General features: G+C 66.0%; 20 protein-coding genes. 11 read left to right on the plus strand and 9 right to left on the minus strand.

Features of this window, described 5'->3' with window-relative positions; genetic code table 11:
- Positions 1 to 19 precede the first annotated feature (19 nt).
- The 7 genes from BRADO_RS12235 to BRADO_RS12265 form a co-directional block, all read right to left on the minus strand.
- Entirely contained in the window at positions 20 to 1,546 is a 1,527-nt protein-coding gene (locus BRADO_RS12235) for a cryptochrome/photolyase family protein (protein ID WP_011925635.1), read from the minus strand.
- A gap of 16 nt (positions 1,547 to 1,562) precedes the next feature.
- Positions 1,563 to 2,162, minus strand: a complete 600-nt coding sequence (locus tag BRADO_RS12240; protein WP_011925636.1) for an RNA polymerase sigma factor — start codon at positions 2,160 to 2,162, stop codon at positions 1,563 to 1,565.
- A gap of 158 nt (positions 2,163 to 2,320) precedes the next feature.
- On the minus strand, positions 2,321 to 2,971 hold the full coding sequence (locus tag BRADO_RS12245) for a ChrR family anti-sigma-E factor (RefSeq protein WP_011925637.1): 651 nt from the start codon (positions 2,969 to 2,971) through the stop codon (positions 2,321 to 2,323).
- A complete protein-coding gene (locus BRADO_RS12250) occupies positions 2,968 to 3,513 on the minus strand; it encodes a sigma-70 family RNA polymerase sigma factor (protein ID WP_011925638.1) in 546 nt (181 codons plus the stop codon). Before BRADO_RS12250 ends, BRADO_RS12245 begins: the two co-directional genes overlap by 4 nt.
- Before the next feature lie 205 nt (positions 3,514 to 3,718).
- Positions 3,719 to 4,339, minus strand: a complete 621-nt coding sequence (folE, locus tag BRADO_RS12255) for a GTP cyclohydrolase I FolE (protein ID WP_011925639.1) — start codon at positions 4,337 to 4,339, stop codon at positions 3,719 to 3,721.
- An 83-nt stretch (positions 4,340 to 4,422) separates the two neighbouring features.
- Complete coding sequence (locus tag BRADO_RS12260; protein WP_011925640.1) at positions 4,423 to 5,766, minus strand: aspartate aminotransferase family protein; 1,344 nt, start codon at positions 5,764 to 5,766, stop codon at positions 4,423 to 4,425.
- A 37-nt stretch (positions 5,767 to 5,803) separates the two neighbouring features.
- Positions 5,804 to 6,730 (minus strand): GntR family transcriptional regulator, encoded by a 927-nt coding sequence (locus BRADO_RS12265; protein ID WP_011925641.1) that lies wholly within the window; start codon positions 6,728 to 6,730, stop codon positions 5,804 to 5,806.
- 71 nt (positions 6,731 to 6,801) lie between these two features.
- On the opposite strand from BRADO_RS12265, the gene BRADO_RS12270 reads away from it, so the two are divergent.
- The 5 genes from BRADO_RS12270 to BRADO_RS12290 are packed head-to-tail and all read left to right on the plus strand — an operon-like array spanning position 6,802 to position 12,894.
- Positions 6,802 to 7,962 carry a C45 family peptidase gene (locus BRADO_RS12270; RefSeq protein ID WP_011925642.1) on the plus strand — a complete coding sequence of 387 codons (1,161 nt, stop codon included), beginning with the start codon at positions 6,802 to 6,804 and terminating at the stop codon, positions 7,960 to 7,962.
- On the plus strand, positions 7,962 to 9,527 hold the full coding sequence (locus BRADO_RS12275) for an ABC transporter substrate-binding protein (RefSeq protein ID WP_244423024.1): 1,566 nt from the start codon (positions 7,962 to 7,964) through the stop codon (positions 9,525 to 9,527). The genes BRADO_RS12270 and BRADO_RS12275 overlap by 1 nt, the downstream gene beginning before the upstream one ends.
- A 15-nt stretch (positions 9,528 to 9,542) precedes the next feature.
- Positions 9,543 to 10,487: an ABC transporter permease gene (locus BRADO_RS12280; protein WP_011925644.1), complete on the plus strand. Its 945-nt coding sequence runs from the start codon at positions 9,543 to 9,545 to the stop codon at positions 10,485 to 10,487.
- Complete coding sequence (locus BRADO_RS12285; protein ID WP_011925645.1) at positions 10,484 to 11,296, plus strand: ABC transporter permease; 813 nt, start codon at positions 10,484 to 10,486, stop codon at positions 11,294 to 11,296. Before BRADO_RS12280 ends, BRADO_RS12285 begins: the two co-directional genes overlap by 4 nt.
- Positions 11,293 to 12,894 (plus strand): ABC transporter ATP-binding protein, encoded by a 1,602-nt coding sequence (locus BRADO_RS12290; protein ID WP_011925646.1) that lies wholly within the window; start codon positions 11,293 to 11,295, stop codon positions 12,892 to 12,894. The genes BRADO_RS12285 and BRADO_RS12290 overlap by 4 nt, the downstream gene beginning before the upstream one ends.
- 26 nt (positions 12,895 to 12,920) lie before the next feature.
- On the opposite strand, the gene BRADO_RS12295 is transcribed toward BRADO_RS12290, so the two are convergent.
- The gene (locus BRADO_RS12295) at positions 12,921 to 14,657 is read right to left on the minus strand and encodes a methyl-accepting chemotaxis protein (protein ID WP_041757480.1); all 1,737 of its coding nucleotides are present in this window, start codon (positions 14,655 to 14,657) and stop codon (positions 12,921 to 12,923) included.
- Between the two features lie 443 nt (positions 14,658 to 15,100).
- Between BRADO_RS12295 and BRADO_RS12300 the strand changes: the two genes are divergently transcribed.
- Together BRADO_RS12300 and BRADO_RS12305 are read left to right on the plus strand one after the other, a co-directional pair.
- A complete protein-coding gene (locus BRADO_RS12300; RefSeq protein WP_011925649.1) occupies positions 15,101 to 16,687 on the plus strand; it encodes a B12-binding domain-containing radical SAM protein in 1,587 nt (528 codons plus the stop codon).
- 351 nt (positions 16,688 to 17,038) lie between these two features.
- A complete protein-coding gene (locus tag BRADO_RS12305) occupies positions 17,039 to 19,396 on the plus strand; it encodes an RND family transporter (RefSeq protein WP_011925650.1) in 2,358 nt (785 codons plus the stop codon).
- A gap of 281 nt (positions 19,397 to 19,677) precedes the next feature.
- On the opposite strand, the gene BRADO_RS12310 is transcribed toward BRADO_RS12305, so the two are convergent.
- A complete protein-coding gene (locus BRADO_RS12310) occupies positions 19,678 to 20,172 on the minus strand; it encodes a hypothetical protein (RefSeq protein ID WP_011925651.1) in 495 nt (164 codons plus the stop codon).
- Positions 20,173 to 20,666: 494 nt separating this feature from the next.
- On the opposite strand from BRADO_RS12310, the gene BRADO_RS12315 reads away from it, so the two are divergent.
- The 4 genes from BRADO_RS12315 to hpnE all read left to right on the plus strand — a co-directional run bounded on the left by BRADO_RS12315 (position 20,667) and on the right by hpnE (position 24,095).
- Positions 20,667 to 20,900: a hypothetical protein gene (locus BRADO_RS12315; protein WP_011925652.1), complete on the plus strand. Its 234-nt coding sequence runs from the start codon at positions 20,667 to 20,669 to the stop codon at positions 20,898 to 20,900.
- 236 nt (positions 20,901 to 21,136) lie between these two features.
- On the plus strand, positions 21,137 to 22,012 hold the full coding sequence (gene hpnC / locus BRADO_RS12320) for a squalene synthase HpnC (protein ID WP_011925653.1): 876 nt from the start codon (positions 21,137 to 21,139) through the stop codon (positions 22,010 to 22,012).
- Complete coding sequence (gene hpnD / locus BRADO_RS12325; protein WP_011925654.1) at positions 22,009 to 22,848, plus strand: presqualene diphosphate synthase HpnD; 840 nt, start codon at positions 22,009 to 22,011, stop codon at positions 22,846 to 22,848. Before hpnC ends, hpnD begins: the two co-directional genes overlap by 4 nt.
- Complete coding sequence (gene hpnE, locus BRADO_RS12330) at positions 22,848 to 24,095, plus strand: hydroxysqualene dehydroxylase HpnE (RefSeq protein ID WP_011925655.1); 1,248 nt, start codon at positions 22,848 to 22,850, stop codon at positions 24,093 to 24,095. Before hpnD ends, hpnE begins: the two co-directional genes overlap by 1 nt.
- Positions 24,096 to 24,338 lie beyond the last annotated feature (243 nt).

Genomic DNA, 24,338 nt, shown 5'->3' on the forward strand with positions numbered 1-24,338 from the left:
CGGCCATCAAGCGGGCGGGCTAGACCATGGACGCAGTGATCGTGTCCGCGTGGCTGCGGATGGCGCGGATCTCGGCGGCGCTGCGCCGCTCAAGGTTTACATACTGGTTGCGCATCCGGCCGTTGTTGGCGAAGCGGCGGCGGTGCTTGGCGAGGAAGCTCCAATAGAGCGTCGTAAACGGACAGGCCTTGTCGCCGGTCGCCTGCTTCGGATCGTAGCGGCAGTGGCGGCAATGATCGCTCATGCGATCGATATAGTGGCCCGAGGCCGCATAGGGCTTGGTGCCGACCACGCCGCCATCCCCGTGCTGGCTCATGCCGAGCGTGTTCGGCAGCGACACCCAGTCGATCGCGTCGTGGAACATCGACATGTGCCATAGATGCACGTCGTGCGGCTTCACGCCGAGCAGCATCGCGAACAGGCCGAGAACCATCAGCCGCTCGATGTGATGGGCATAGGCATGATCGATGGTGTGGCCGATCGCCTGCGACAGGCAGCGCATATCGGTCTCGCCCGTCCAGTAGAAGCGTGGCATCGGCAGATTGGCGTCGAGCGCGTTCTCGTCGGCATAGTGCGGCATGCGCTGCCAGTAGATGCCGCGCACGAATTCGCGCCAACCGATGATCTGGCGCACGAAGCCCTCGAGCGCGTTCAGCGGAGCGTTGCGGCTCTCCAGCGCCGCAGCGACCACCTCGCGCGGATTGAGCATGTGCAGATTGAGCGCGCCGGACAGCCGCGAGTGATACAGGAACGGCTCGCCGGTCAGCATTGCGTCCTGATAGGTGCCGAACAGCGACAGACGCCAGCTGACGAAATCGGACAGCTCGGTCAGCGCATCGACGCGCGACACCGGCAGGTCGAAGCGCTCGAGCTTGCCCGGACTGTTGGAAAAGCGCGCCGCGACCAGCTTGAGCACATCTTGCGTGATCGCGTCGGGCGCATAGGAGCGCGGCACGGGAATCGGAGGGCGAGACTTGCCGAACCCCTTGCGGTTCTCGGCATCGAAATTCCAGCTGCCGCCGATCGGGCGCCCGCTCTCGTCGAGCAGCAGCCCGGTCTTGCGCCGCATCGCGCGATAGAACGTCTCCATGATCGGTCGCGGATGGCGGTCGGTGAAGGCGTCGAACTCGTCAGCCGTGCATAGAAAGTGGCGGTCGAGCCGGATCTCCGGCCGCTGCGGCAGCTTGCGCAGGCTCTCGCGGACGCGGAAGTCGCCGGGCTCCAGCACGATCGTAGCCTGCGGCTGCAGCGCGGCCTGGTGGCGCGCGATCTCGCTGTCGAGCGCGCCGGTGTTGGCAGGATCGTCGAGCCGCACGTAACGCACGGTTCGGCCGCGGGATTCGAGATCGGCGTGGAAGTGCCGCATCGCCGCGAAGAAAAAGGCGATCCGCATCTTGTGCTGCGGAACGTAGGTCGCCTCGTCGTCGACCTCCATCTGCAGCACGACGTCCTGCTCGCGATCGAAACCGTCGAACGCAGCCGAATCGGCATCGAGCTGGTCGCCCAGCACGACGACGAGATGTCTGACGGCCTTTGCTTTCGTCATCATGTCCCGCTGCAAATCAGGCCGCCGCCGCGGTCATGGCTCCGACGCGGCCGAGGCATTCCTTGCGTACCGCGACGAGGCTGCGATGCAGCCAGGTCTTGATGGTGCCGACGGGTACGCCGAACCGCTCCGACAGCCGCGTCCGGCTTTCGCCCTCGAGATAGGCGAGCGCGAGCAGACGCCGGCGTTCTTCCGGCAGGCGTTCAAGCGCCTCGCGCGCGATCGGTTCCGCCTGCGCGTAGTCGAACTCGTCCTCCGTCGCCGTGGCGGCGGGATCGGCGATCGAGAGCGCCTCGTCGAGCTCCGAGGTCGGTACGCCGGTGGCGCGCAGGCTGTCGATCGCGGTGTTGCGCATGATGGTGCACATCCATGTGATGGGCGAGGCGCGCGTCGGATCGAAGCTCGCGGCATGACGCCAGATCTTCACGTAGCCGTCTTGCAGGATATCGTCGAGGTCGGCCGAGGAGGGCAGCAGGACGCGGATCGTCTTGCGCATCTTCACGATGGTTGCGGCGTAGAGCTCTGCAAATGCGTGCTGGTCATTGCGTCCGGCGCGCGCCAGAAGGCCGCTGAGATGCGCGATGTAGCTCTTCTGATCCGCGCGTCCTGATCGCATCCTCTTCCTCCATCCGCTTCCTCACTCGAAACGGGACAGGGGATGACGCGGATCACCGCCAGACTGCGGCCGTCACACGAGGGACGCAACTGGCTGATCGTCCAGGCGCGCAGCACCTGGAAGATCTCGCGGGCCTCGCGCCATCCGCGTGGGGAGGTTCAGAGCCGGACGAAAGGACTGATCATGCGGCCGAGCAGGCCGTGCATCTTCAGGTCGCCCGTCATCGCCACAAGGCACAGGCACGGGCCTTCGTCGCCGACCACGGGACGGTGATCGACCTCGTCGTCGCCGTAGTCGAAGTCACCGGGGCCGTAATAGCCGCCGAGATGGCTGAAGCTGCCCTTCAGCACACAGGTCAGCTCGTTGCCGGAATGGGTATGCTCGAGCATCCTCGCGCCGGGTTCGGAGCGCAACAGGAACGCTCGCGACTTGCCGGTGCCGGACAGCATGATCGGACGCATGCTGATACCCGGTGCGACGCGGCGGCGCTTGCCGATCTTGAACCGCTTCACCATCTCAGGCAGGTCGGCGAACTCCGGGTCGATCTCGGCAACTTCACGGACCTGCGGTGCGGGCTGGGGGCGGCGGTTGATCCTCGTCATCAAGGCATCGAACGCGTTAGTCTCCATCGCAACAGGCTCGGCCGCCTCGAATGCGGCGCCCGCGAGCTGCTCGATGGCGCGAACGAAGCGCCGGCAGCGGGGGCAGCCGGCAACGTGGACACCGACGACGAGCCGCTCGGCCTCGTCGAGCGTACCAGTGGCGAAGTCGGCCAGCAGGTCTTCCGGCGGGTGGTGGCTAATCGTCATGTCGCGTCGTCCAACAGGTCCCTCAGGCGATTCATCGCCAGTCTGATTCGTGACTTTACCGTACCGAGCGGCAGTCCGAGCACCGCCGCGATTTCCGAATGGGGTCGTTCCTCGATGAACGACAAGCGGATCACGGTGGATTGCTCCACCGACAATCTTTCGATCGCAGCCGCGACACGCGTGGCATCTTCGACACGGGACACGATCTGATCTGCGGCCAAGGTCGGATCGGCTTCCTCATCGAGGACGATCTCCTTGCTCAGCCGGCCTTCACGGGTCGCCTTGCGGGCCGCGTCGATGCGCTGGTTGCGGGCGATCGTGAAGATCCAGGCCGCAGCCCCCGCCGTGGACGGGTCGAACTGGGCCGCCTTGGTCCAAACGGCCACCATCGTCGACTGGGCGATCTCCTCCGCCTCGTCGGGATTGCACCCGGTCTTGATCAGGAACCCTTTGATGCGAGGCGCGAAATGCTCGAACAGGGCCTTGAAAGCCTCGCGGTCGCCGCGCGCGGCGACACGTCCGATCAACTCCGCCCAGTCCACAGTTGCCTTCGGCCCTCTGCTCGCACTCGCCACCACACGGGTACCGGCGCCCCGCGAAATTCTGTGGCGGGACGATGCCACGTTCCATGGCGCTAATCTAGCCGCTCTCAGTCGCGTGGTCATGATCCCCGGCACGCCTCTTCGATACCGGGGAACGCACTGGATGTCGGGCTGGATCACAGCGGGTCGAGAATTTTCGCGGTCGTCAATCCTTCAGGTCGGAGTTAACCATCGCGAGAAACTCCTGCCGGCTCATCGGGTCAGAGCGGAAGCAGCCGAGCATGCGGCTGGTGGTCAGGTCGACGCCATGCTTCTTGACCCCGCGTGAGCTGATGCAGTGGTGGGCGGCCTTGATGACGACGGCAACGCCTTCCGGCTGGAGCACCTCGTCGATGATGTTGGCGATCTCGGCTGTCATGCGCTCCTGGATCTGCAGCCGGGCCGCGTAGGCCTCGACGACCCGGGCGAGCTTGGAAATGCCAACGACACGGTTGCGCGGCACGTAGCCGACCCAAGCGCGGCCGATGATCGGCGCCATGTGGTGCTCGCAGTGGCTCTGGAAGGGGATGTTCCGCAGCAGCACCATCTCGTCGTAGCCGGCGGTCTCCTCGAAGGTCTTGCGGAGATAGTCCTCCGGGTTCTGGTCGTAGCCGGCGAAGTAGCTCTTGTAGGCGCGGGCGACGCGGGCCGGCGTCTCCGAGAGGCCCTCGCGCGAGGGATCCTCGCCGATCCAGGTCAGGATGGTGCGGATGGCGTCCTCGACGTCGTCCTGGGTGACCGTGACGGGATCGCAAACGAAGGGGAGTTTCTTGGCTGTGTTGCGCACGTGGGGGCTCTCCGAAAGTAGGGAAACGGAACCCCCGTGCCCGTGGATCACCGGTCTCGCAAAATGGCCGGGCGCGGCCGCGCTCAGTCGAGCGCGTCCAGCGCCTGGCGAATGGTGCGGAAGACCGCGCCGATCTGCTCCTCGGACACGATCAGGGGCGGCGACAGCACCAGCGTGTCGCTGGAGCCGCGGATCAGCACGCCGTCTTCGAAGCAGCGCGCCGCGCATTCGCTGCCGCGGGCGCCCGGCGCGCCGTCGCGCGGCTTGAGATCGATCGCGGCGAGCAGGCCGATGTTGCGGATGTCGATCACGTGCGGGGCCTGGCGCAGCGCGTGAACGGCGTTTTCCCACAACGGAGCGACCCGCTCGGCGCGGCCGAACAGATCCTGCTCCTGGTAGACGTCGAGCGTCGCGAGCGCCGCGGCGCAGGCGAGCGGATGGGCGGAATAAGTATAGCCGTGAAACAGCTCGATCCCCGCCGGACCGCTCATCATCGTATCGTGGATGTTGCGGTGGACGATGACGCCGCCCATCGGCACCGCGCCGTTGGTCATGCCCTTGGCACAGGTGATGATGTCAGGCGTCACGCCGAAGGCATTGGCGGCAAACGCCGCACCGACCCGGCCGAAGCCGGTGATGACCTCGTCGAAGATCAACAGAATGCCGTTGCGGTCGCAGATCTCGCGCAGCCGCTCGAGATAGCCGACCGGCGGCGGCAGCACGCCGCCCGAGCCGGTGACCGGCTCGACGATGACAGCGGCGACCGTCGCGGGATCATGCAGCGCCAGCAGCTTCTCCAACTCGTCGGCGAAGTGCACGCCCCAATGTGGCTGGCCGCGCGAGAATGCCGCGCGTTCGGGATCGTGGGTGTGCGGCAGATGATCGATCTCGGGCAGCAACGGTCCGAAGTCGCGACGGTGGCGCGACAGGCCGCTCACCGAGAGGCCGCCCCAGCCCATGCCGTGATAGGCGCGGGCGCGGCTGATGAAGCGGATGCGTTCGCCTTGTCCGCGGGCGCGGTGGTAGGCGCGGGCGATCTTCAGCGCGGTGTCGACGGACTCCGATCCGGAGTTGGTGAAGAAGACGTGGTCCAATCCGTCCGGCGCGATCGCGACAATGCGGGCAGCGAGCTCGAACGCGGCCGGGTGGCTCATCTGGAACGACGAGACGAAATCGAGCTTGGCGGCTTGCGCCTGGATCGCCTCGACGATGCGCCGCTGGCCATGGCCGGCGTTGACGCACCACAGCCCGGCCATCGCGTCGAGCACGCGACCGCCGTCAGGCTTGATGTAGTGCATGCCTTCCGCGGCGACGAACAGGCGCGGATTGGTCTTGAATTGCCGGTTCGGCGTGAACGGCATCCAGAACGAATTCAGCTGCGCATCGGTGAGCACGGGATCGTGGGGGGCGGAAGAGGTGGTCGTCATGGGGACACTCCGGAACGAGCGGGTCTTGTCGTGATCATCACGTGGATTTGCGGCCATTGCCCGGCGGCCGCCTGAGCGCTGCGGCGCTTTCGAGATGGCGCCGCAACAGCTCGGCGGCACGTTGCCGGTCGCCGCCCTCGATCTGGTCGAGGATCGCGAGATGCTCACGGCAGTTCACGATGACGCGCTCATGACCGAACGCCCAGTCGTAGTTGGCGAAGCGGCGCAGCCGGTTCTGCTGCTGCACCGAAACCAGCAGGAAGCGGTTGCCGGACGCCGCCGCGAGACCTTCGTGGAAGGCGGCATTCATCTCGAACAACGCGATGCTCACGGTGTCGCACCAAGGCGCTTCCAGCATCGCCTGATGCTCGCGGCGCATCTCGGCCGTCCAGGCCGGATCGAGGCGGAAGCCGGGCTCGAGCAGGCCGGCCGGCTCGACCACGAGCCGGAAGCGATAGCTTTCGGCACGGGCGTCGGCATCGGCGAGGCTGGGCTCGAAGCGCCAGCCATGGCCGGGCTTGCGCTGAACGGCGGCGACCTCGGCGAGCCTGGTGAGCACGCGCTGCACCTGCGGGCGGGTCGCCTTGTAGCGCTGCATGAGGTCGGCCTCGGACACGTCGAGCGCCAGTCGCCCGGTGCGCCTGTCGCGAGCGATGGCCAGAAACAATTGTTCGGTCTGTTCCAAAACCGGCTTGGCGGGCGCCTTCGCGGCAGGGGCCGTTGCGTCGCCGACGAAATAGCCGCGCAACGCGCCGCGCCGGATCAGGCGCTTGGAGGCGAGCAACTGGAGCGCCGCGCGCACCGGGGTGCGCGACACTTGCAGGCGTTCGGCGAGCGCGACCTCGGCGAGACGCTTGCCCGGCGCCATGCCCTCGCTGCGGATCAGCTCGAGAATGGCGGCCGACAACTGCTGCTGCAGGCGGCTCGGCGCGATGCGGGAAACCTTGGAAGATTTTTGTTTCATGTAATCACAAAATACATTACGCTTTGCGAGAAGGCAAAGGGAAGTTCAGCCAAGGAAGTTCTGCGACAGTGATGATCGAGCCGTTCCCCCTGATCGAAATCTCCGGTGCGCCGCATGCGCGCGGTGTTCAATATGGCCAGCAGGCGGCCGCACGCATCCGCAAGGGCACGACGCACTATCTGTCGCAGCTGAAGGATCTCTCGCTCGATCCAGCCGGCGTGGCCGTGCTGGTGGCCGCGTATCTTCCGGTCATCGAGCAGTTCGAGCCGGCCTATGTCGAGGAGATGCGGGGAATTGCGACCGGCGCCGACGTGCCCTTCGAAGATGTCGTGCTGCTCAATGCGCGCACCGAGATTCTGAAGCTCGCGCGGCCTGAGATACGCGCCAGGCTGAAGACGCCAGACGAGCCGGATGGCTGCACCGGCGTCGTCGTGTTGCCGCCGGCCACCGCGACGGGCCGTCTGATTCACGCGCAGAACTGGGACTGGAAGCGTGAATGCGTCGAGACCGCCGTGGTGCTGCGGGTGCGCCGTGACGACGGGCCCGATCTTCTGACCTTTACCGAGGCTGGCGCGCTTGGCCGCTCCGGCTTCAATGCGATCGGCGTCGCTATCACGGCCAACTACCTGGAATCCGATCGCGATTATCGCGAGGTCGGCGTGCCGCTCGCCTTGATCCGCCGCAAGGTGCTGGAAAGCGAGCACGTCGCGCTGGCGATGCGCGCGGTTTATTGCACCCGGAAATCGGCGGCCAACAACATGATCGTCAGCCATTGCGAGGGCGTCGCGATCGATTTCGAATGTGCGCCGGACGAGACCTTCCAGGTGCATCCGGAGCGGGGGCTGCTGGTTCACGCCAACCACTTCGTCAGCCCGGTCGCGCTTGGCAAGCTCAAGGACACCGGCATCGCCAACACGCCGTGCAGCCTCTATCGCGACATTCGCGTCCGCAGCCTGCTGCAGCCGCAGATCGGCGCGATCACCAAGGATACGGTGAAGATGGCGCTGTTCGATAATTTCGCCGATCCCTGGTCGGTGTGCCGGCCGCCGCGGCGCAATCTCGGCAACAATCTCAGCGCCACCGTTGCGATGATCGTCATGGAGCCGGCCGAGGGCCTGATGGAGGTGGCGCCGTTGCCGGCCCTGAACAGGGAGTTCACGGCCTATCGGCTCGACATGTCGGCCGCCGCAACCTCGGCGTCGAGCCGGCCGGCAGCGACGATGGTGTCGTGATGAGCGGCGGGCGATCGCGCTGGCGACTCGCGGGCCTCGTGCTCGCGACGCTGCTGACAGGCGCCGTGAACGCCGGCGCTGAGACGCTGCTGCGGACCAGGCTCAACGCCGACATCCGCTCGACCGACCCCGGCACCAATCGCGATGCCAACACCGACGGCGTGATCGCCCACGTCGTCGAAGGCCTCGTCGCCTTCCGTGACGATACGTCGGTCGGGCCGATGCTGGCCGACAGTTGGACAGTCTCGGACGATGGAAAGACCTATACGTTCAAGCTGCGTCAGGGCGTGAAATTCCACAACGGCGCGGTGATGTCGGCGAGCGACGTTGTCTGGTCGCTGGAGCGCTGGCTCGATCCCGCGACACAATGGCGCTGCCTGTCGGAGTTCGGCCCCAACGGCATCGCCCGGATCGAGAAGATCCTGGCGGTGGATGAGCAGACGGTCACGGTGACGCTCGATCAGCCGACCGCGCTGTTCCTGCCGACGCTCGCGCGGCCCGACTGCGGCCAGACGGCGATCCTTCACCGTGACTCTGTCGGTGCGGACGGCAGATGGATCGCGCCGATCGGCACCGGTCCGTTCAAGCTCGGCGAATGGAAGCGCGGCCAGTATGTCGATGTCATCAGGTTCGACGGCTACGTGTCGCGTAGCGATCCGCGCACCGGCCTGACCGGCGCCAAGACGGCCGCGGTCGACCGTGTGCGCTTCAACGTCATTCCGGACAGCGCGGCGGCCAAGGCCGGTCTGCTCAGCGGCGCGCTTGACGTCATCATGAGCCTGTCCATCCCGGACCTGGATGACCTCAAGACTCGCCCCGAGGTGCAGCTCAGCATCACGCCGTCGCTGAGCATGACCGGGCTCCTGTTTCAGACCCGCGATCCCGTCCTCCAGGACGCGCGCATCCGCCGCGCGATCGCCCTCTCGCTGGACGCGCCACAGATCGTCGACGTCGTGATGGAGGGGACTGCTCGCGCCAACAATTCGGCGCTGCCGATCGGGAGCCCCTTCCACGGCAGCGTGCAGGGGCAGGGCTATCAGCAGGATCTCGCCGAGGCCAAGAAGCTGCTCAAGGCTGCCAATTATCGCGGTCAGCCGATCAAGCTGATCACCAACAAGCGCTACAGCTTCGTGTTCGACGCGGCCGTGCTGGCGCAGGAAATGGCGCGCGCCGCCGGGATCAGCATCGAGCTCGAGGTGCTGGACTGGGCGGCGCAGCTCGACCGCTACAATCGCGGCGACTATCAGGCGATGGCCTTCATCTATTCCGCCCGGCTCGATCCGTCCCTGAGCTTCGAGATGCTGATGGGGCCGAAGGCGACCCAGCCGCGCAAGGTCTGGGACAATCCGGAGGCGCAGGAGATGCTGCGCCAGTCGATGCTGACGACCGATGCCGCCAAGCGCCAGGCGCTGTTCGACGAGATGCACCGGCGCTTCATCGCCGACGTGCCGATGATCGTGCTGTTCAACGGGTCCGAGCTCACGGCGCTGCGCAAGGCGGTGAAGGGCTACTCTGGCTGGCTCTATCCCCAGGCGCGGTTCTGGGGCGTGAGCCTGCAGCCTTAAGGCCGGAGCGTCATCATGACCGGTTACCTGCTGCGCCGCCTGGTCTCGACGATCCCGACGCTGCTGATCGTCGCCGGCGCGGTATTCCTGCTGGTCCGCCTGATCCCCGGCGACCCCGTTCAGGTGATGCTCGGCGATGCCGCCGATCCTGCGCAGGCCGCGGCGCTGAAGCAGCAGCTCGGCCTCGACCGACCGATCCCCATCCAGTTCCTCTATTGGCTCGAGCGGCTCGCGGTCGGCGATCTCGGCCATTCCATCGCCAACGGCCTGCCGGTGCTGCCGCTGATCCTGGAGCGCTTTCAGGTGAGCGCTGTGATCGTGCTGATCGCGGTCGCCATTGCTGCCTGCATTGCGGTGCCGGCCGGCCTCGTTGCCGCGTGGCGGCAGAACAGCGCGGTCGATCTCGTGATCGTCGGCAGCGCGACGCTGCTGCTCTCGATCCCGAGCTTCTGGCTCGGCCTGCTCCTGCTGCTGCTGTTCGGCCTCAAGCTGAAATGGCTTCCGGTGGTCGGCTATGTCCCGTTCTCGGAGAGCTTTGTCGGCGCGGCCCTGTTCATGGTGCTGCCGGTCGTGACGCTGGCGATGATCGAGGTCGGCGTGCTCACGCGCATGGCGCGCGCCGCTGCGATCGACGTGTTGCGGCTCGAATACGTCACCCATGCCCGCGCCAAGGGCGTGCCGGAATGGCGGGTGCTGGCGCGGCATGTGCTGCCGAATGCGTTCGCGCCGACCTGGACGCTGATCGGCCTCGTGCTCGGGCATCTGCTGGGCGGCATCGCGGTCATCGAGACCGTGTTCACCTTGCCCGGACTCGGGCGGCTGCTGGTGGATTCGATCTTCGCGCGCGACTATCCGGTGGTGCAGGGCTGTCTGCTGTTCACGGCCCTGATCTATGTCGTCGTCAATCTGATCGTCGATCTCTGCTACCCATTGTTCGATCCCCGGGTGGCCGTCGCATGAGGATCAAAGCCAACACGGCGATCGGCGGCGTGCTCGTCGCACTGCTGGGCGGCTCGGCGCTGGCCGCTGTCGTCTGGACGCCCTTCGATCCGCTGCGCGTCAATCTGCGCGCCCGGCTGCGGCCGCCGTCGGCGCAGCACTGGCTCGGCACCGATGAGTTCGGCCGAGACGTGCTGAGCCGCATCATGGCCGGGGCTTCGACCAGCGTGCTCGTGGCCGTCGCCACGGTGTTGATCGCGGTCACGGTGGGCGTGCTGGTCGGGAGCGTCAGCGGGTATTGGCGGGGCTGGACCGATCGGCTGATCATGGCGGTCAATGATGCGCTGCTGGCGTTCCCCGGCATCCTCCTGGCGCTCGGTGTGATGATGGTGATCGGTGCGAACAGTTTCGGCCTCGTGCTCGCGCTGGCGCTCGCCTACATGCCTTCGGTGGTGCGCGTCGTGCGCGGCACCGTGCTGTCGCTGCGCGAGAAGGAGTATATCGAGGCCTCGCGCGTGCTCGGCAATTCCGAGCTCTACTCGCTGTTGCGGCACGTGCTGCCCAACGCCGTCGCGCCCGTGGCCGTGCTCGCCACCAGCATGTTCGGCTGGGTGCTTCTGGCGGAGAGCGCGTTGAGCTTTCTCGGTCTCGGGGTGCCGCCGCCGGCACCGACCTGGGGCAACATGCTGGCGGCGAGCCGGCCCTATATGGAGAACGCCGCCTGGCTGAGCATCTCGCCGGGCCTGTGCATCGCGCTGACCCTACTCGGCATCAACCTGCTCGGCGATTCCTTGCGTGACCGCCTCGACCCGCGGATGGCGCAGCGATGACGGCGCCGTTGTTGCAGATCGAGGGGCTGGGCATCGCGAGCGCAGCCGGCACGCCGATCGTCGATGGCATCTCGTTGGAGATCGGACGCGGCGAGTTCTTGGCCGTGGTCGGCGAGTCCGGCAGCGGCAAGACAGCGGCGGCGCGCGCCGTGCTGGGACTGCTGCCCGCGGGGCTGGTGCGCAGCCAAGGACGCATCCTGCTGGATGGCGAGGATTTGACGAGGCTGTCGCAGCGGCAGCTGCGCGCGCTGCGTGGCCCCGCGATTGGTATGGTGTTCCAGGAGCCGATGGTGTCGCTCAATCCGGCGCTCACGATCGGCGCCCAGATGATGGAGGGGTTGCTGCTGCACGAGCGCCTCGCACGGAAGGAGGCGCGCCGGCGCTGCCTGGACATGCTGGCGCGGGTGCAGATCCGCGATCCCCTCCGGACCTTCAGCGCCTATCCGCACGAATTCTCCGGCGGCATGCGCCAGCGCATCATGCTGGCCTCGGTCATGCTGCTGCGGCCGAAATTGTTGATCGCGGACGAGCCGACGACCGCGCTCGATACGCTGACCCAGCGCGAGGTGCTGGACCTGATGGTGGCGCTGGCGCGCGATCATGGCACAGCGGTGATGCTGATCACCCATAATCTCGGTCTGGTGGCGCGTTATGCGCAGCGCGCCGTCGTGATGTGCCGCGGCCGGATGGTCGAAACAGGTACGGCGCAGCAGATCCTGACGGCGCCGCGCGCAAGCTATACGCGCGAGCTGGTCGAGGCGTTGCCGCGCCGTGCGGCGGCGCGCCGCGCCGCGGCGGCAGACGACCTAATAATGGCGGTCCGCGGCTTGAAGGTGACGTTCCCCGGCCGTCAGCGGCTGTTCCGGCGCGATGCCGGATTGATGGCCGTCAACGGCGTTGATCTCTCGATACGCGCCGGCGAAACCGTCGCGGTGGTCGGCGGCAGCGGCTCGGGCAAGACCACGCTGGGCCGCGCGATGCTGCGGCTGTTGCCGCTCGCGGGCGGCGAGGTTCACTTTCTCGGCCGCGACGTGACTTCGGCGATCGATGCTGATTTCCGCCTCGCCGCGCAGCTAGTGTTCCAGGATCCGTACTCCTCGCTCGACCCGCGCATGCGCATCGGCGACATCGTGGCCGAGCCGCTCCGTCATACGTCGCTCACGACAGCGGAACGTGCGGGCCGGGTGACGACGATGCTGGAGGAGGTGGGGCTCTCCGGCCTTGCGCAGCGCTGGCCGCACGAATTGTCCGGCGGGCAGCGCCAGCGGGTGGCGATCGCGCGGGCAATCATCCGCCGCCCCGCCTTCGTCGTGGCCGACGAGCCGGTATCGGCCCTGGACATGACGATCCAGGCGCAGGTCTTGAAGCTGTTCGAGAGGCTGCAGGCGCAATACGGCTTTGCCTGCCTGTTCATCAGCCACGATCTCGCCGCGGTCGAACAGGTCGCCGACCGCGTCGTCGTGATGCAGGCCGGGCAGATCGTGGAGCAGGGTAGCCGGGACGACGTATTCGACCGGCCGCAGCACGACTACACCAAGGCGCTGCTTGCGGCGGCACCGATCGTGGCGTTTTCCGATCGCGAGCCGGCGCCCGCCTGAGGCCGGCGGCCGGCCTGCAATTGGGATCAGCTCGCCTTGCGCAGCCTGGCTTCGGCGGCCGGGCCAGAGCGCAGATTCCGGAAGAATTTCTCCACCTCATGCGCCAGCGTCTGCGCCGTCGAGTTGAGGTCGCCGGAGGCCGACAGGACGGAGGCCGCAGCGGTCGAGGTCTCGCCGATGGCGTCGCGCAGCGAGCCGATGTTCTGGACCAGCGTCTGATTGCCATGCGCCGTCGACTGCGCGTTGGCGGAGATCTCGCGGGTGGCCTGATCCTGCTGCTGGATGGCATTGGAAATATTCGTCGTGATCTCGTTGATGCCGCGCACCGCCTGGCCGATCTCACGAACCGCGTCGACCGCGGTCTTGGTCGACGCCTGGATCAGGCCGACATTCTCGCTGATCTCCTCGGTCGCCTTCGCCGTCTGGCCGGCGAGCGCCTTGACCTCATGGGCGACGACGGCGAAGCCGCGGCCGGCCTCGCCGGCGCGCGCGGCCTCGATGGTGGCGTTGAGAGCGAGCAGGTTGGTCTGCTCCGCAATGGTCTGGATCAGGGTCAGGACGCCGTCGATGCGCTGGGTGGCGGCGGCGAGGCCCTCGATCTCGGTGATCGACTTCACGGTGCGCTGGCCGGTCTGCTCGACCGCGCCGGCGGACTGACGGATCTGGCGGCCGATCTCCTCGACCGAAGCGGACAGCTCCTCGGCGGCGCTGGCGACGGCGGAGACGTTGGTCGAGGCCTGCGACGTGGCGCCGGCTGCGGTGACCGCGCGCTCGTTGGCATCCGCCGTCAGCCGCGTGATGGTCTCGGCGGTGTTGCGCATGGCGGCCGCGTTCTCGGTGACGGTGCGCATCACCCCGCCGATGGCGGTGCGGAATTCCTCGACTGCGGCCTCGATGTGGCGCGCGCGCGCTTCGCGGATCTCCGAGTCCTGCGAGACCTGGACGTTGAGATCGCGGTTGTGCGCCATGGCCTGCTGGAACACGCCAATGGCCCGGGCGAGCTCGCCGACCTCGTCGGCCCGGCCGGCATGCGGCACCTCGACATTCTCTGCGCCGGTCGCGACCTGGCGGATGGTTTCGGTGATCTGCGACAGCGGGCGGGCGATCGAGCGGGCGATGATCACGACGCCGGCGACGACCAGCAGCAGCATCACGCCGCCGAGCGCGGTGAGCACCAGCGAGAGCTTGCGGTTGATCTCGGTGTCCTCGCCGATCCTGCGACCGCGCTCCAGATAGACCTTGGAGAGCTCGTCGAGATCCTTATTCAAAGCGGAGCGGACCGAGCGATTGGCGTCGTTGTCGCCCCATTCGCGGCCCGCCGCCGGGCTGATCTCATTGGCGCGACGCACCAGCTCCTTGCGGAAGTCGACGAACTGCTCGATCCGCTTCTTGAAGGTCGCGAACTGCTGCGCATCGTCGGCCTGAACGATGGCCTGCCATTTGTCGACGATCTTCAGGATCTCGGCATTGAACTTGAGCAGCCCGTCGCCATAGCGCTTCACGACCGCGGGATCTGTGGACATGTAGACGCCGCGCGACTCCATGACGACCGCGTAGACCAGCCCATTGACCGACTGCACGTTGAGCGCCGCGAGATTCGCCGTCTCGATCGCCTTGGTGAGCTCGGCCGCGCGCCGCGAATTGTAATCGGACAGCCAGGTGATCGCGGCGGTCAGCAACGCAAACAGCGCGAAGATGGCGTACAGCTTGATTGCGATGGAGTGGCGTGTGGCCGTCGTCGTTGACGTCGAACGTGAGGTCATGCGGTGGAATACCAGCGGATGTGAGACTGCGACGCAGGGAAGGTTGTTCATTAATAGTTATGCAAAAGCTTCATGGAGAAAGCGTTAAGTGGACATTGTCAGTCCGATGCAACCCTTGCGTACTTCGCGTTTCTTTTCAATCAATTAGCCCGAGGCCTGCGGGCGTCGGAGCTGCGCCGCATCCGCTTGACTACGGAGGCCGAGAGCGGCCGGCGGCTACCGCCGCCGAGCACAATGCAGGGCGACGAGTTGCCGACCCGCTTCGTCGGATGTGTCCGTAGAGAGCGCCGCACTCTTGCGCGTCGAGCCGGAAGGTCGATGCAGAACGGGTTGCCTGGAACCCTTCGAAGCCGCCGCAGCGTCTCAACTTTTCCGGAAGTGGTGGCGAACGGCAGGGTCTCGCCGTAAGGTACCCGGATAGCAGGTTGTTGCGAGGACGATCGATGAGATTCGAAGGCATCGAAACGGTACGCCGCATTCTCTGTGTGTTCCCACGCTACACGTCCTCGTTCGGAACCTTCGAGTACGCCTATCCGCTCACGGACGGCATCCAGGCGTTCATGCCGCCGCAGGGCCTGCTGCTGATCGCGGCCTATCTGCCGAGCTCCTGGCAGGTGCGCTTCATCGACGAGAACATCCGTCCCGCGCGCGATGAGGATTTCGCCTGGGCGGAGGCGGTGTTCGTCAGCGGCATGCACATCCAGCGCCAGCAGATGAACGACATCTGCCGGCGCGCGCATGCGTTCGACCTGCCGGTCGCGCTCGGCGGCCCCTCTGTGAGCGCGTGCCCGGACTATTATCCGGACTTCGACTATCTCCATGTCGGCGAGCTCGGCGATGCCACCGACGCGCTGATCGAGCGCCTCGCGCACGATGTTTCGCGCCCCGCAAGCCAGGTCGTGCTCCGGACAGGCGAGCGCGTGGCGATGACCGAGTTCCCGGTGCCCGCCTACGAGCTGGCGGAGGTCAGCAAGTATTTCCTTGGCAGCATCCAATATTCCAGCGGCTGCCCGTATCAGTGTGAGTTCTGCGACATTCCCGGTCTGTACGGCCGCAACCCGCGCATCAAGACGCCGCAGCAGATCATCGCCGAGCTCGACAAGCTCCGGGAATGCGGTGTCACCGGCTCGGTATATTTCGTCGACGACAATTTCATCGGCAACCGCAAGGCCGCGATGGACCTGCTGCCGCATCTGATCGAATGGCAGAAGCGGACGGGCTATGTGATGCGGCTCGCCTGCGAGGCGACGCTCAACATCGCCAAACGCCCCGAGATCCTGGAGAAGATGCGCGAGGCGTATTTCATCACCATCTTCTGCGGCATCGAGACGCCGGACCCGGACGCGCTTACGGCGATGCAGAAGGACCACAACATGATGGTGCCGATCCTGGAGGGGATCAGGACCATCAACAGTTATGGCATGGAGGTCGTCTCCGGCATCATCATGGGGCTCGACACCGACACGCCGCAGACCGCGGACGCGCTGTTGCAGTTCGTCGAGGAGAGCCGGATCCCGCTGCTCACGATCAATCTGCTGCAGGCGCTGCCCAAGACGCCGCTGTGGGACCGGCTCGAGCGCGAGGGCAGGCTGTTGCAGGACGACAGCCGCGACTCCAATATCAAGTTCCTGATGCCCTATGACGAGGTGGTCTCGGGCTGGCGACGCTGCATGGACGAGGCCTACGAGCCGGAGCGACTCTACGCCCGCTACCAGCATCAATGCGATCACACCTATTCCAATCGCATCAAGGTGCCGGTCAGCGACGAGATGAAGACCTGGCCGAACATCCGCCGCGGCCTCGTCATGATGGGCAAGATTTTCTGGAAGGTCGGCGTGCTCGGCGACTACAAGCGGCCGTTCTGGCGGTTCGCCTGGACCCAGCTGAGGCGCGGCGAGATCGAGAACTTCATCGCGGTCGCGATGATCGCCCATCACCTGATCATGTTCGCGCGCGCCGCCTCGCGCGGCCACCAGAATGCGTCGAACTACTCGATCCGGCTGCGCGAGGCGGCTGTTCCGGCGGCGTGATGCTCACCGGTTTCGCGCTTGAGCGGGTGGTTGGCGCATGAGCTGCCCTGCCGGACGAATCGGGTTTCGGCAGAGCCGGCAGGCGGTGAGCCGCGAGGTCTTTTCAACCACGGCAGAATCGTGGCGTCATGAGCTACACGACCCTCTCGCCGTCTTGTGTGGCGCGCATGGTTGCGGGCGGGGTATGAACCCTGCTAGACCCGCGTGCGACGAATTTCTGCGTATTTTCAAGGATTAGCTTCGGCTGTGGGCCACAATGCGGTCATGTCAGCTTCGCTGAGTGGCCTTATTTCTGCCCTATGCGCTCAGGCCTCCCCGAATGGGGCCGCGCCGTAACCACTGGACCCCCCTATGCTGGATGTCAGGCACGACAACGAAGTCCATGTCGAGAAAGTCGAGCAGCGACCGGCCGACAGCATTGCCTTCGGGCTGGAGCGCCTCGGGCTGCTCGCCGTCAAGGTGCCGGTGCTGTCCTGCATCGTCCTGCTGCTTCTGATTGTCGCGGCCGTGTTCGGCATCAAGCGCATCCAGATCGACGATTCGCTGAGCCAGCTGTTCCGCTCCGACAGCAAGGAATTTCATCAGTACGAGGAGGTCACCAAGAAGTTCCCGGCCGAGGAATTCGACGTTCTCGTCGTCGTCGAGGGCAAGACGCTGCTTGCCCGCCAGAACCTGGAGAAGCTGCGCGACTTCGTCACCGATCTGCAACTGGTCGAGGGCACGCGCGGCCTGGTGTCGCTGTTCTCGGCCCGCCAGGCGCCGGCGCCCGGCAAGCTGCCGGCGGCGCTGTTTCCCTCCGACCTTCCGGAGGGCGAGGCCTATGACAAGTTCATCGACACTGTGAAGTCCAACGAGATCATCCGCGGCAAGCTGCTGTCGGAGGACGGCACGCTGGCGCTGGTCGTGCTGTCGCTCGAGCCGAAGGTGGTCGCCTCCAACGATCTGGGCAAGGTCGTCGGCGATATCCGCAAGCTGATGACGGACGACCTCGCCGATACCGGCCTGAACGTGCAGCTGTCCGGCGTCCCGGTGATGCAGCTTGAGATCCGCAACGCGGTCGAGCGCGACGGCCTGACCTACAATGTGCTCGGCATTCTCGCCGGCTGCATCATCGCCATCATCTTCTTCCGCAAGATCTCCTTCATGATCGTGGCGGCGTTCCCGCCGCTGATCGCCATCATGCTCGCGCTCGGCGCGCTCGGCTGGGCGAATTTCAACCTCAACATGTTCCTGAATGTGATGACGCCGCTCATCATGGTCATCAGCTTCTCCGACTCGATGCAGCTGACCTTCGCCGCGCGCGATCGCCTGATCGCGGGCCAGGACAAGGTGACGGCGTTCAAGAATGCGGTGCTGGTTGTCGGTCCCGCCTGCGTGCTGACGCACGCCACCGCCGGCATTTCCTTCATTGCCCTGCAATTCTCCGACAGCGACCTGATCCGCAAGTTCGGCGAGGCGGGGCTCGCCGCCACCGTCATCGCGCTGCTCGCGGTGTTGTCGCTCGTGCCGGTGTTCGGCGTGCTGCTGGTGCGCAACGAGAAGACGTTCGCGGTCAAGTTCCAGGGCGCCGATGCCGGCGTGCAGGCGCTGCGCAATTTCTGCTACTGGATCGCGGTGCGGATGGTCGGCCGCCCCGGCCTTTTCAGCCTGATCGCGGTCGTGTTCGTCGGCTCGCTGGCGGTGGTCTATGCGAGCCTGGAGCCGCGCTACCGCCTGGCCGACCAGGTGCCCGACAAGCGCCAGGCGGTCGCTGCGAGCAACCGTCTCGACGCCAAGCTGACCGGCGCCAACCCGGTCAACGTGCTCATCCAGTTTCCGAAGGGCGCATCGCTGTATGCGCCGGAGACGCTGCAGACGATCGCCGACGTCCACGCCACGGTCGAGAAGACCGCGGGCGTCGGCAACGTCTGGTCGGTCGAGACGCTCAGGCGGTGGCTGGCCGAGAAGGCGCAATCGTCGGATACCGCGACCTTGCAGGAATACGTCAACCTGATCCCCGAGCATCTGGTACGCCGCTTTATCGACAAGGAGCAGGACGCCGTGGTCGTCGCCGGCCGCGTGCCCGACCTCGACTCCAGCCAGCTGCTGCCGGTGGTCGACAAGCTCGACCACGAGCTTGACGCCGTCAGGAAGAAGCATCCCGGCTACGAGGTTGCCGTGACCGGCCTCGCGGCCATCGCCGCGCGCAATTCCGCCAGCATGATCGAAAAGCTCAATCACGGGCTGACGATCGAGTTCGCGCTGGTGGCGATGTTCATCGGGTTGGCTTTCCGCTCCTGGGTGGTGATGCTGGCCTGCATCCTGCCCGGCATCTTCCCGGTCGTGATGTCCGGCACCGTGCTGTGGGCGATGGGGGAGGGGCTGCAATTCGCCAGCGTCGTCGCGCTGACGGTCTCGTTCGGGCTGGGCCTGTCCGCCACTATCCACTTCCTCAACCGCTTGCGCATGGAGAGTGCACCCGGCGTGAGTGCTGCCATTGCGGTCGAACGCGCCACCGTGCTGGTCGGCCCGGCGCTGATCCTCACCACGGTGGTGCTGGCCTGCGGCCTCGTCGTCACCGTGTTCTCCGACCTGCCGTCGCTGCGGCTGTTCGGCTGGCTCAGCGCCTTCTCGATGGTGGCTGCGCTGTTCGCCGACCTCTTCATCCTGCGGCCGACCGCGATGTTCCTGATCAACCTGTCGCAGAAGTTGAAGCGCAAGCAGGTATGAGCGCACGCGGTCGAAGCCAAAGCGCGCGCCACCGTCATCTTCTGCGAAGGCGCGAGGTATCCATGCCACACGAAGCTGTCATCGCCCGGCTTGACCGGGCGATCCAGTATTCCAGAGGCGGTCGTGATTGAAGCGATAGGCTGCGGCGTACTGGATCGCCCGGTCGAGCCGGGCGATGACAGTGGGGCTTAAACTCCGCGCCGGATTCGATGCTTCGGTCTCAAAACAAAACGGCCCTGACATCGTCAGGGCCGTTTGCATGTTCAGGCTGAGCAATCAGCTCAGGTCTTCGACATCGTGATGTTGACGCCGCGGATCTCGCCCTTGGAGGAGATCTGCACGACCTGCTTGTTGCCGCTGGTCCGCAGGGAGATGCTCGCGGCGAAGCCGGCGGCCTGGACGAACACGTCGATCTGGCCGTTGCCGGCGGTGCCTTGCAGATCGCCGTTCACGTTCCGGCTGGCTTCGCTCCAATTGCCGGTGATACGATCACCCTGGCTGGTGACGTCGCTCGAGAGGTCGAATTTGTAGCTGTCGCTGGCGCATTGCAGGGTCTGCTTGAGGTTGGCGCCGGCGACCCGATAGCTGGCCTTGCAGCGGATGCGCTCGGTGGTGCCATCGGACAGCGCGACCGTGCCGTTGCCGGACCAGGAGCCGTCGAAACCGGCGAACGGGCCCGACTGCGCATGGACTGCCGACGCGGTCAGGATCAGTGCTGCACCGAGGCCGGCGGCCTTGACGACGCGCCCGGAGAGAGATGAGCCGAACAGTTTCATATCGAGTTTCCCATCCAAAAATGACACCGTTGTGCCGGCGTGTGTCGCCGCTTCGAACACTTTGGTGTTCTCGCCGAAGGTTAGGTTCAAATGACGGTCCAGTCGGGCGCTGCGACCGGATGTCATGATTCGTGTCGGCATTCTCATCGGCACCGTGCGACGGAGCGGCGCCGAACGGCCTTCTTTCGCAAGACTGCCGGCAACGCTGCAGCCCCGACGGTGCCGCATCTAACGGTCCGCGCGGCATGCTTGCAACAGCCAAATGCGAAAAACGACCTTTGAGAATAACGCCCTAGTATCAAAGTCTTGTTTGTGCCAAAGCTGTGGAGGTTCGAGCATGATCGCTCGGCATCATAGGGCGCGAATTTGGCCGCATTTGGCAGCGTAGCTCCGGCGCTGGGGGGCTTGCGGTCCTTGCCAAACCAAACAGGTGTTTCCCGGTCCGCATCGGCGATCCCGGGAGGTGGCCTCTGCTGTCAAAATGAAGGAACACGATGCGTAAGATTTGTCTGGCACTTTCTCTGCTGTCGCTCACCGTCTCTACAGCCGTCTTCGCGCAGGGCGGCCGTGGCACCGCCGAGGAGCAGGCGGCCTGCACCCGCGATGTTCAGAAGTTCTGCCGCTCGGTGATCGATCAGGGCGACTTCACCATCCTGGCGTGCCTCAAGGAGAACCGCCCGAAGATCAGCCCGGACTGCGACAAGGTGCTGAAGACGCACAACCAGTAAGCGGTTGCCGTTCGGAACGGTTGTTTCCGGACGCAGCTGCCGGACACTCATGGTTAACGGCCGTCGGGCGCCTTTTGCGGGGTATCCGGCGGCTCGTCCGCATGGGTTGCCCAGCATTGATTGCATTGGTTTTGACCAGATCTTCGCCTATATGAGGGCCAACAATCCGTTCGCATGAGCGAAGCGGCGGGCATTGTTTCTGGTAGCGCCCTTTCAACCTGACAGCTGTTTCGTCCATGACCACCGCGAGCGATTTGCGATCCGGCAAGACACACCGGGACGAGAACTTTCCGGTCGCGTCGTGGATCATCCGTCCCGAGCACCGGGCACTGATTCTCGCTTTCTACAATTTTGTGCGGACCGCCGACGACATCGCAGACCACCCGAGCCTGCCGGGCGAGGAGAAGCTGCGGCTGCTCGATCTGCTCGAGGCCGAGCTGACCGGAACGGGCGAGACCCAGGACGTCGCGGTCAGCTTGCGCCGGGCGCTGGCGGAGCGGGGCATGCCGCCGCGCCACGCGCTCGATCTGCTGGTCGCGTTCCGCATGGACGTGACCAAGCTGCGCTACGAGAATTGGGACGAGGTCATCCATTATTGTCGCTATTCGGCAATGCCGGTCGGCCGCTTTATGCTCGACGTGCATGGCGAGTCCACAGCGACCTGGCCGGCCTCGGACGCGATCTGCGCCGGCCTGCAGATCAACAACCACCTGCAGGACTGCGGCAAGGACTACAAGGCGCTCAATCGGGTCTATCTGCCGCGCGATGCGCTGGCCGAGGCCGGCGCCGCCGTCGAGATGCTTGGCGAGGCCAAGTCGTCGCCGCAGCTCCTGAGCTGTCTGCAGAAGCTCGCCGTGCGCAACGCGGCGCTGCTGGAGGAGGGCAGGGACCTCAACAGTGGCGTCAAGGATTTCCGCTTCGGATTGGAGATCGCCGTGATCCAGGCTTTCGCCGACCGCATCGTGGCGCTGCTTCAGGTGCGCGATCCGCTGAGCGAGCGCGTGCATCTGACACCGGCCGGCATGCTCGGCCTGACCTTCACGTCTGTGATGGGCGAGATCGCCCGCCGCGTTGCCGGCCGCCATCCCCAGACCAAATCGGCGGGCGCATGACCCTCGAAGCCACCGCAGACAATATCGATCACGGCACGGCGGCCTCCGGCAGCTCGTTCTATGCCGCCATGCGCATTCTGCCGCGCGCCCAGCGCGACGCGATGTTCCAGGTCTACAGCTTCTGCCGCGAGGTCGACGACATCGCCGATTCCGATGGCCCGCGGCCCGAGCGGCTGGCGGCCCTGCAGAAATGGCGCGACGACATCGACGCGCTGTACCAGGGCAATCCGCCGCCGCGGCTGCGCGACTACGTCGCCTCGGTGAAGACCTTCGGCCTGAAGCGCGAGGACTTCCTCGCCATCATCGACGGTATGGAGATGGACGTGCCGCAAGAGATCCGCGCGCCGGATCTCGCCACGCTCGACCTCTATTGCGATCGCGTCGCCAGCGCCGTCGGCCGGCTCTCGGTGCGCATCTTCGGCATGCCCGAGGAGGACGGCATCCTGCTCGCGCATCATCTCGGCCGCGCGCTGCAGCTCACCAACATCCTGCGCGACATCGACGAGGACGCGGCAATCGGCCGGCTCTATCTGCCGCGCGAGGCGCTGCTGTTCGCCGGCATCACCGGCGACGATCCCGCCAAGGTGACGCAAGAGCGCGCGCTGCCCAAGGTCTGCAACTCGGTCGCCGTCCGCGCCAAGACGCATTTCGAGAAGGCCGACGAGATCATGCGGCGCAACCGCCGCCGCGCCGTGCGCGCGCCGCGGATCATGTCGAAATACTACCGCGCCGTGTTCGATCTGCTGATGGCCCGTGGCTTCGCGCTGCCGCGCGAGCCCGTGCGCGTGAGCAAGCTCACGAAGATCAGCATCATCCTCCGTTACGCTCTGATCTGATGACCAAGACCGCTCACATCATCGGCGCCGGGATCTCCGGCTTCTCCGCCGGCGTGCGCCTCGCCAAGGCGGGCTACACCGTGCACGTCCACGAGGCCACGCAGCAGCTCGGCGGCCGCTGCCGCTCCTATTATGACGCCGCGACCGATCTCGTGATCGACAACGGCAACCATCTCCTGCTGTCGGCCAACCACCATGTGCTCGATTATGCCCGTGCGATCGGCTCGGAGGCAGGACTGGTCGGGCCGAAGGAGGCGCAGTTCGCCTTCGTCGACATCAAGACCGGGCAGCGCTGGCTGCTCGATCTCGGCAGCGGCCGGCTGCCGCTCTGGGTGTTCGACGAGGGGCGCCGCGTGCCAGACACGTCGCTGGGCGATTACCTCGCGCTGTCGCCGCTGATCTGGGCCGGCACGTCGAAGACGATCGGCGACACCATTCCCTGCAAGGGGACGCTGTATGACCGGCTGGTTCAGCCGCTACTGCTGGCGGCGCTGAATTGCGACCCGCCGGAAGGCTCGGCGGGGCTCGCCGGCGCCATCGTTCGCGAGACTCTGCTGGCCGGCGGCCAGGCCTGCCGTCCGCTGATTGCCCGCGACGGCCTCTCCGGCGTTCTGATCGATCCGGCCGTGAAATTTCTGGAAGGCAATGGCGGCAGCGTGCGGATCGGCCGCGAGCTGCGCGGGCTGGAAAGCGCCGCCGGTCGCGTCACCGGCCTGAAGTTCGGCGACGAGACGGTCGCGCTCGGCGCCTCCGATGTCGTCGTGCTCGCGGTGCCGCCGCGGCCGGCGATGGCGCTATTGCCGGGACTGACCGGGCCGACGAAGTATCGCGCCATCGTCAATGCTCATTTCCGCATCACGCCGCCGAAGGATGCGCCGGCTTTGCTCGGCGTCGTCGGTGGCCTGATCGAGTGGCTGTTCGCCTTCCCGCAACGTCTGTCGGTCACGATCAGCAATGGCGACAGGCTGGTCGACATGCCGCGTGAGGAACTCGCGAGCGCGATCTGGGCCGACGTCTGCAAGGCCGCTGGCATCTCGGCCGAGCTGCCACCCTGGCAGATCGTGCGCGAGCGCCGCGCCACCTTCGAGGCGACGCCGGAGCAGAACGCGCTGCGTCCGGGCGTGAGGACCGCGTTCGGCAATTTGGCGCTCGCCGGGGACTGGACCGATACCGGCCTGCCGGCGACGATCGAGGGATCGGTGCGCTCCGGCGATCGGGCGGCCGATCTGCTGCTCGGGCAGGGCTGACGGCGCAGGCTTCTCGTTTGCGCGTCGTCGATCCCTCTTCAAGCTTCGCGTATGCCGACCAGGGCGCCCCATCAAAGGTGTCGTCCCGGCCTCCGAGCCGGGACCCATACCCCGTGACGCCTTTTGTCGAACCCGCTCGACCCGCACCGTCTTCTTACCAACCGCCGCGGCGTATGGGTCCCGGCTCGGAGGCCGGGACGACACCGAGTATTCTCGCGAGAGATTTTGGCCTCGGTCGAATCT

It is taken from the genome of Bradyrhizobium sp. ORS 278 (assembly GCF_000026145.1).
Classification (GTDB): Bacteria; Pseudomonadota; Alphaproteobacteria; order Rhizobiales; family Xanthobacteraceae; genus Bradyrhizobium.

Coding starts and splice junctions, on each gene's coding strand:
- BRADO_RS12235 (WP_011925635.1), bottom strand. CDS start 1,546: ATGACGAAAGCAAAGGCCGTCAGACATCTCGTCGTCGTGCTGGGCGAC.
- BRADO_RS12240 (WP_011925636.1), bottom strand. CDS start 2,162: ATGCGATCAGGACGCGCGGATCAGAAGAGCTACATCGCGCATCTCAGC.
- BRADO_RS12245 (WP_011925637.1), bottom strand. CDS start 2,971: ATGACGATTAGCCACCACCCGCCGGAAGACCTGCTGGCCGACTTCGCC.
- BRADO_RS12260 (WP_011925640.1), bottom strand. CDS start 5,766: ATGACGACCACCTCTTCCGCCCCCCACGATCCCGTGCTCACCGATGCG.
- BRADO_RS12265 (WP_011925641.1), bottom strand. CDS start 6,730: ATGAAACAAAAATCTTCCAAGGTTTCCCGCATCGCGCCGAGCCGCCTG.
- BRADO_RS12270 (WP_011925642.1), top strand. CDS start 6,802: ATGATCGAGCCGTTCCCCCTGATCGAAATCTCCGGTGCGCCGCATGCG.
- BRADO_RS12275 (WP_244423024.1), top strand. CDS start 7,962: ATGAGCGGCGGGCGATCGCGCTGGCGACTCGCGGGCCTCGTGCTCGCG.
- BRADO_RS12280 (WP_011925644.1), top strand. CDS start 9,543: ATGACCGGTTACCTGCTGCGCCGCCTGGTCTCGACGATCCCGACGCTG.
- BRADO_RS12285 (WP_011925645.1), top strand. CDS start 10,484: ATGAGGATCAAAGCCAACACGGCGATCGGCGGCGTGCTCGTCGCACTG.
- BRADO_RS12290 (WP_011925646.1), top strand. CDS start 11,293: ATGACGGCGCCGTTGTTGCAGATCGAGGGGCTGGGCATCGCGAGCGCA.
- BRADO_RS12295 (WP_041757480.1), bottom strand. CDS start 14,657: ATGACCTCACGTTCGACGTCAACGACGACGGCCACACGCCACTCCATC.
- BRADO_RS12300 (WP_011925649.1), top strand. CDS start 15,101: ATGAGATTCGAAGGCATCGAAACGGTACGCCGCATTCTCTGTGTGTTC.
- BRADO_RS12305 (WP_011925650.1), top strand. CDS start 17,039: ATGCTGGATGTCAGGCACGACAACGAAGTCCATGTCGAGAAAGTCGAG.
- BRADO_RS12310 (WP_011925651.1), bottom strand. CDS start 20,172: ATGAAACTGTTCGGCTCATCTCTCTCCGGGCGCGTCGTCAAGGCCGCC.
- BRADO_RS12315 (WP_011925652.1), top strand. CDS start 20,667: ATGCGTAAGATTTGTCTGGCACTTTCTCTGCTGTCGCTCACCGTCTCT.
- hpnC (WP_011925653.1), top strand. CDS start 21,137: ATGACCACCGCGAGCGATTTGCGATCCGGCAAGACACACCGGGACGAG.
- hpnD (WP_011925654.1), top strand. CDS start 22,009: ATGACCCTCGAAGCCACCGCAGACAATATCGATCACGGCACGGCGGCC.
- hpnE (WP_011925655.1), top strand. CDS start 22,848: ATGACCAAGACCGCTCACATCATCGGCGCCGGGATCTCCGGCTTCTCC.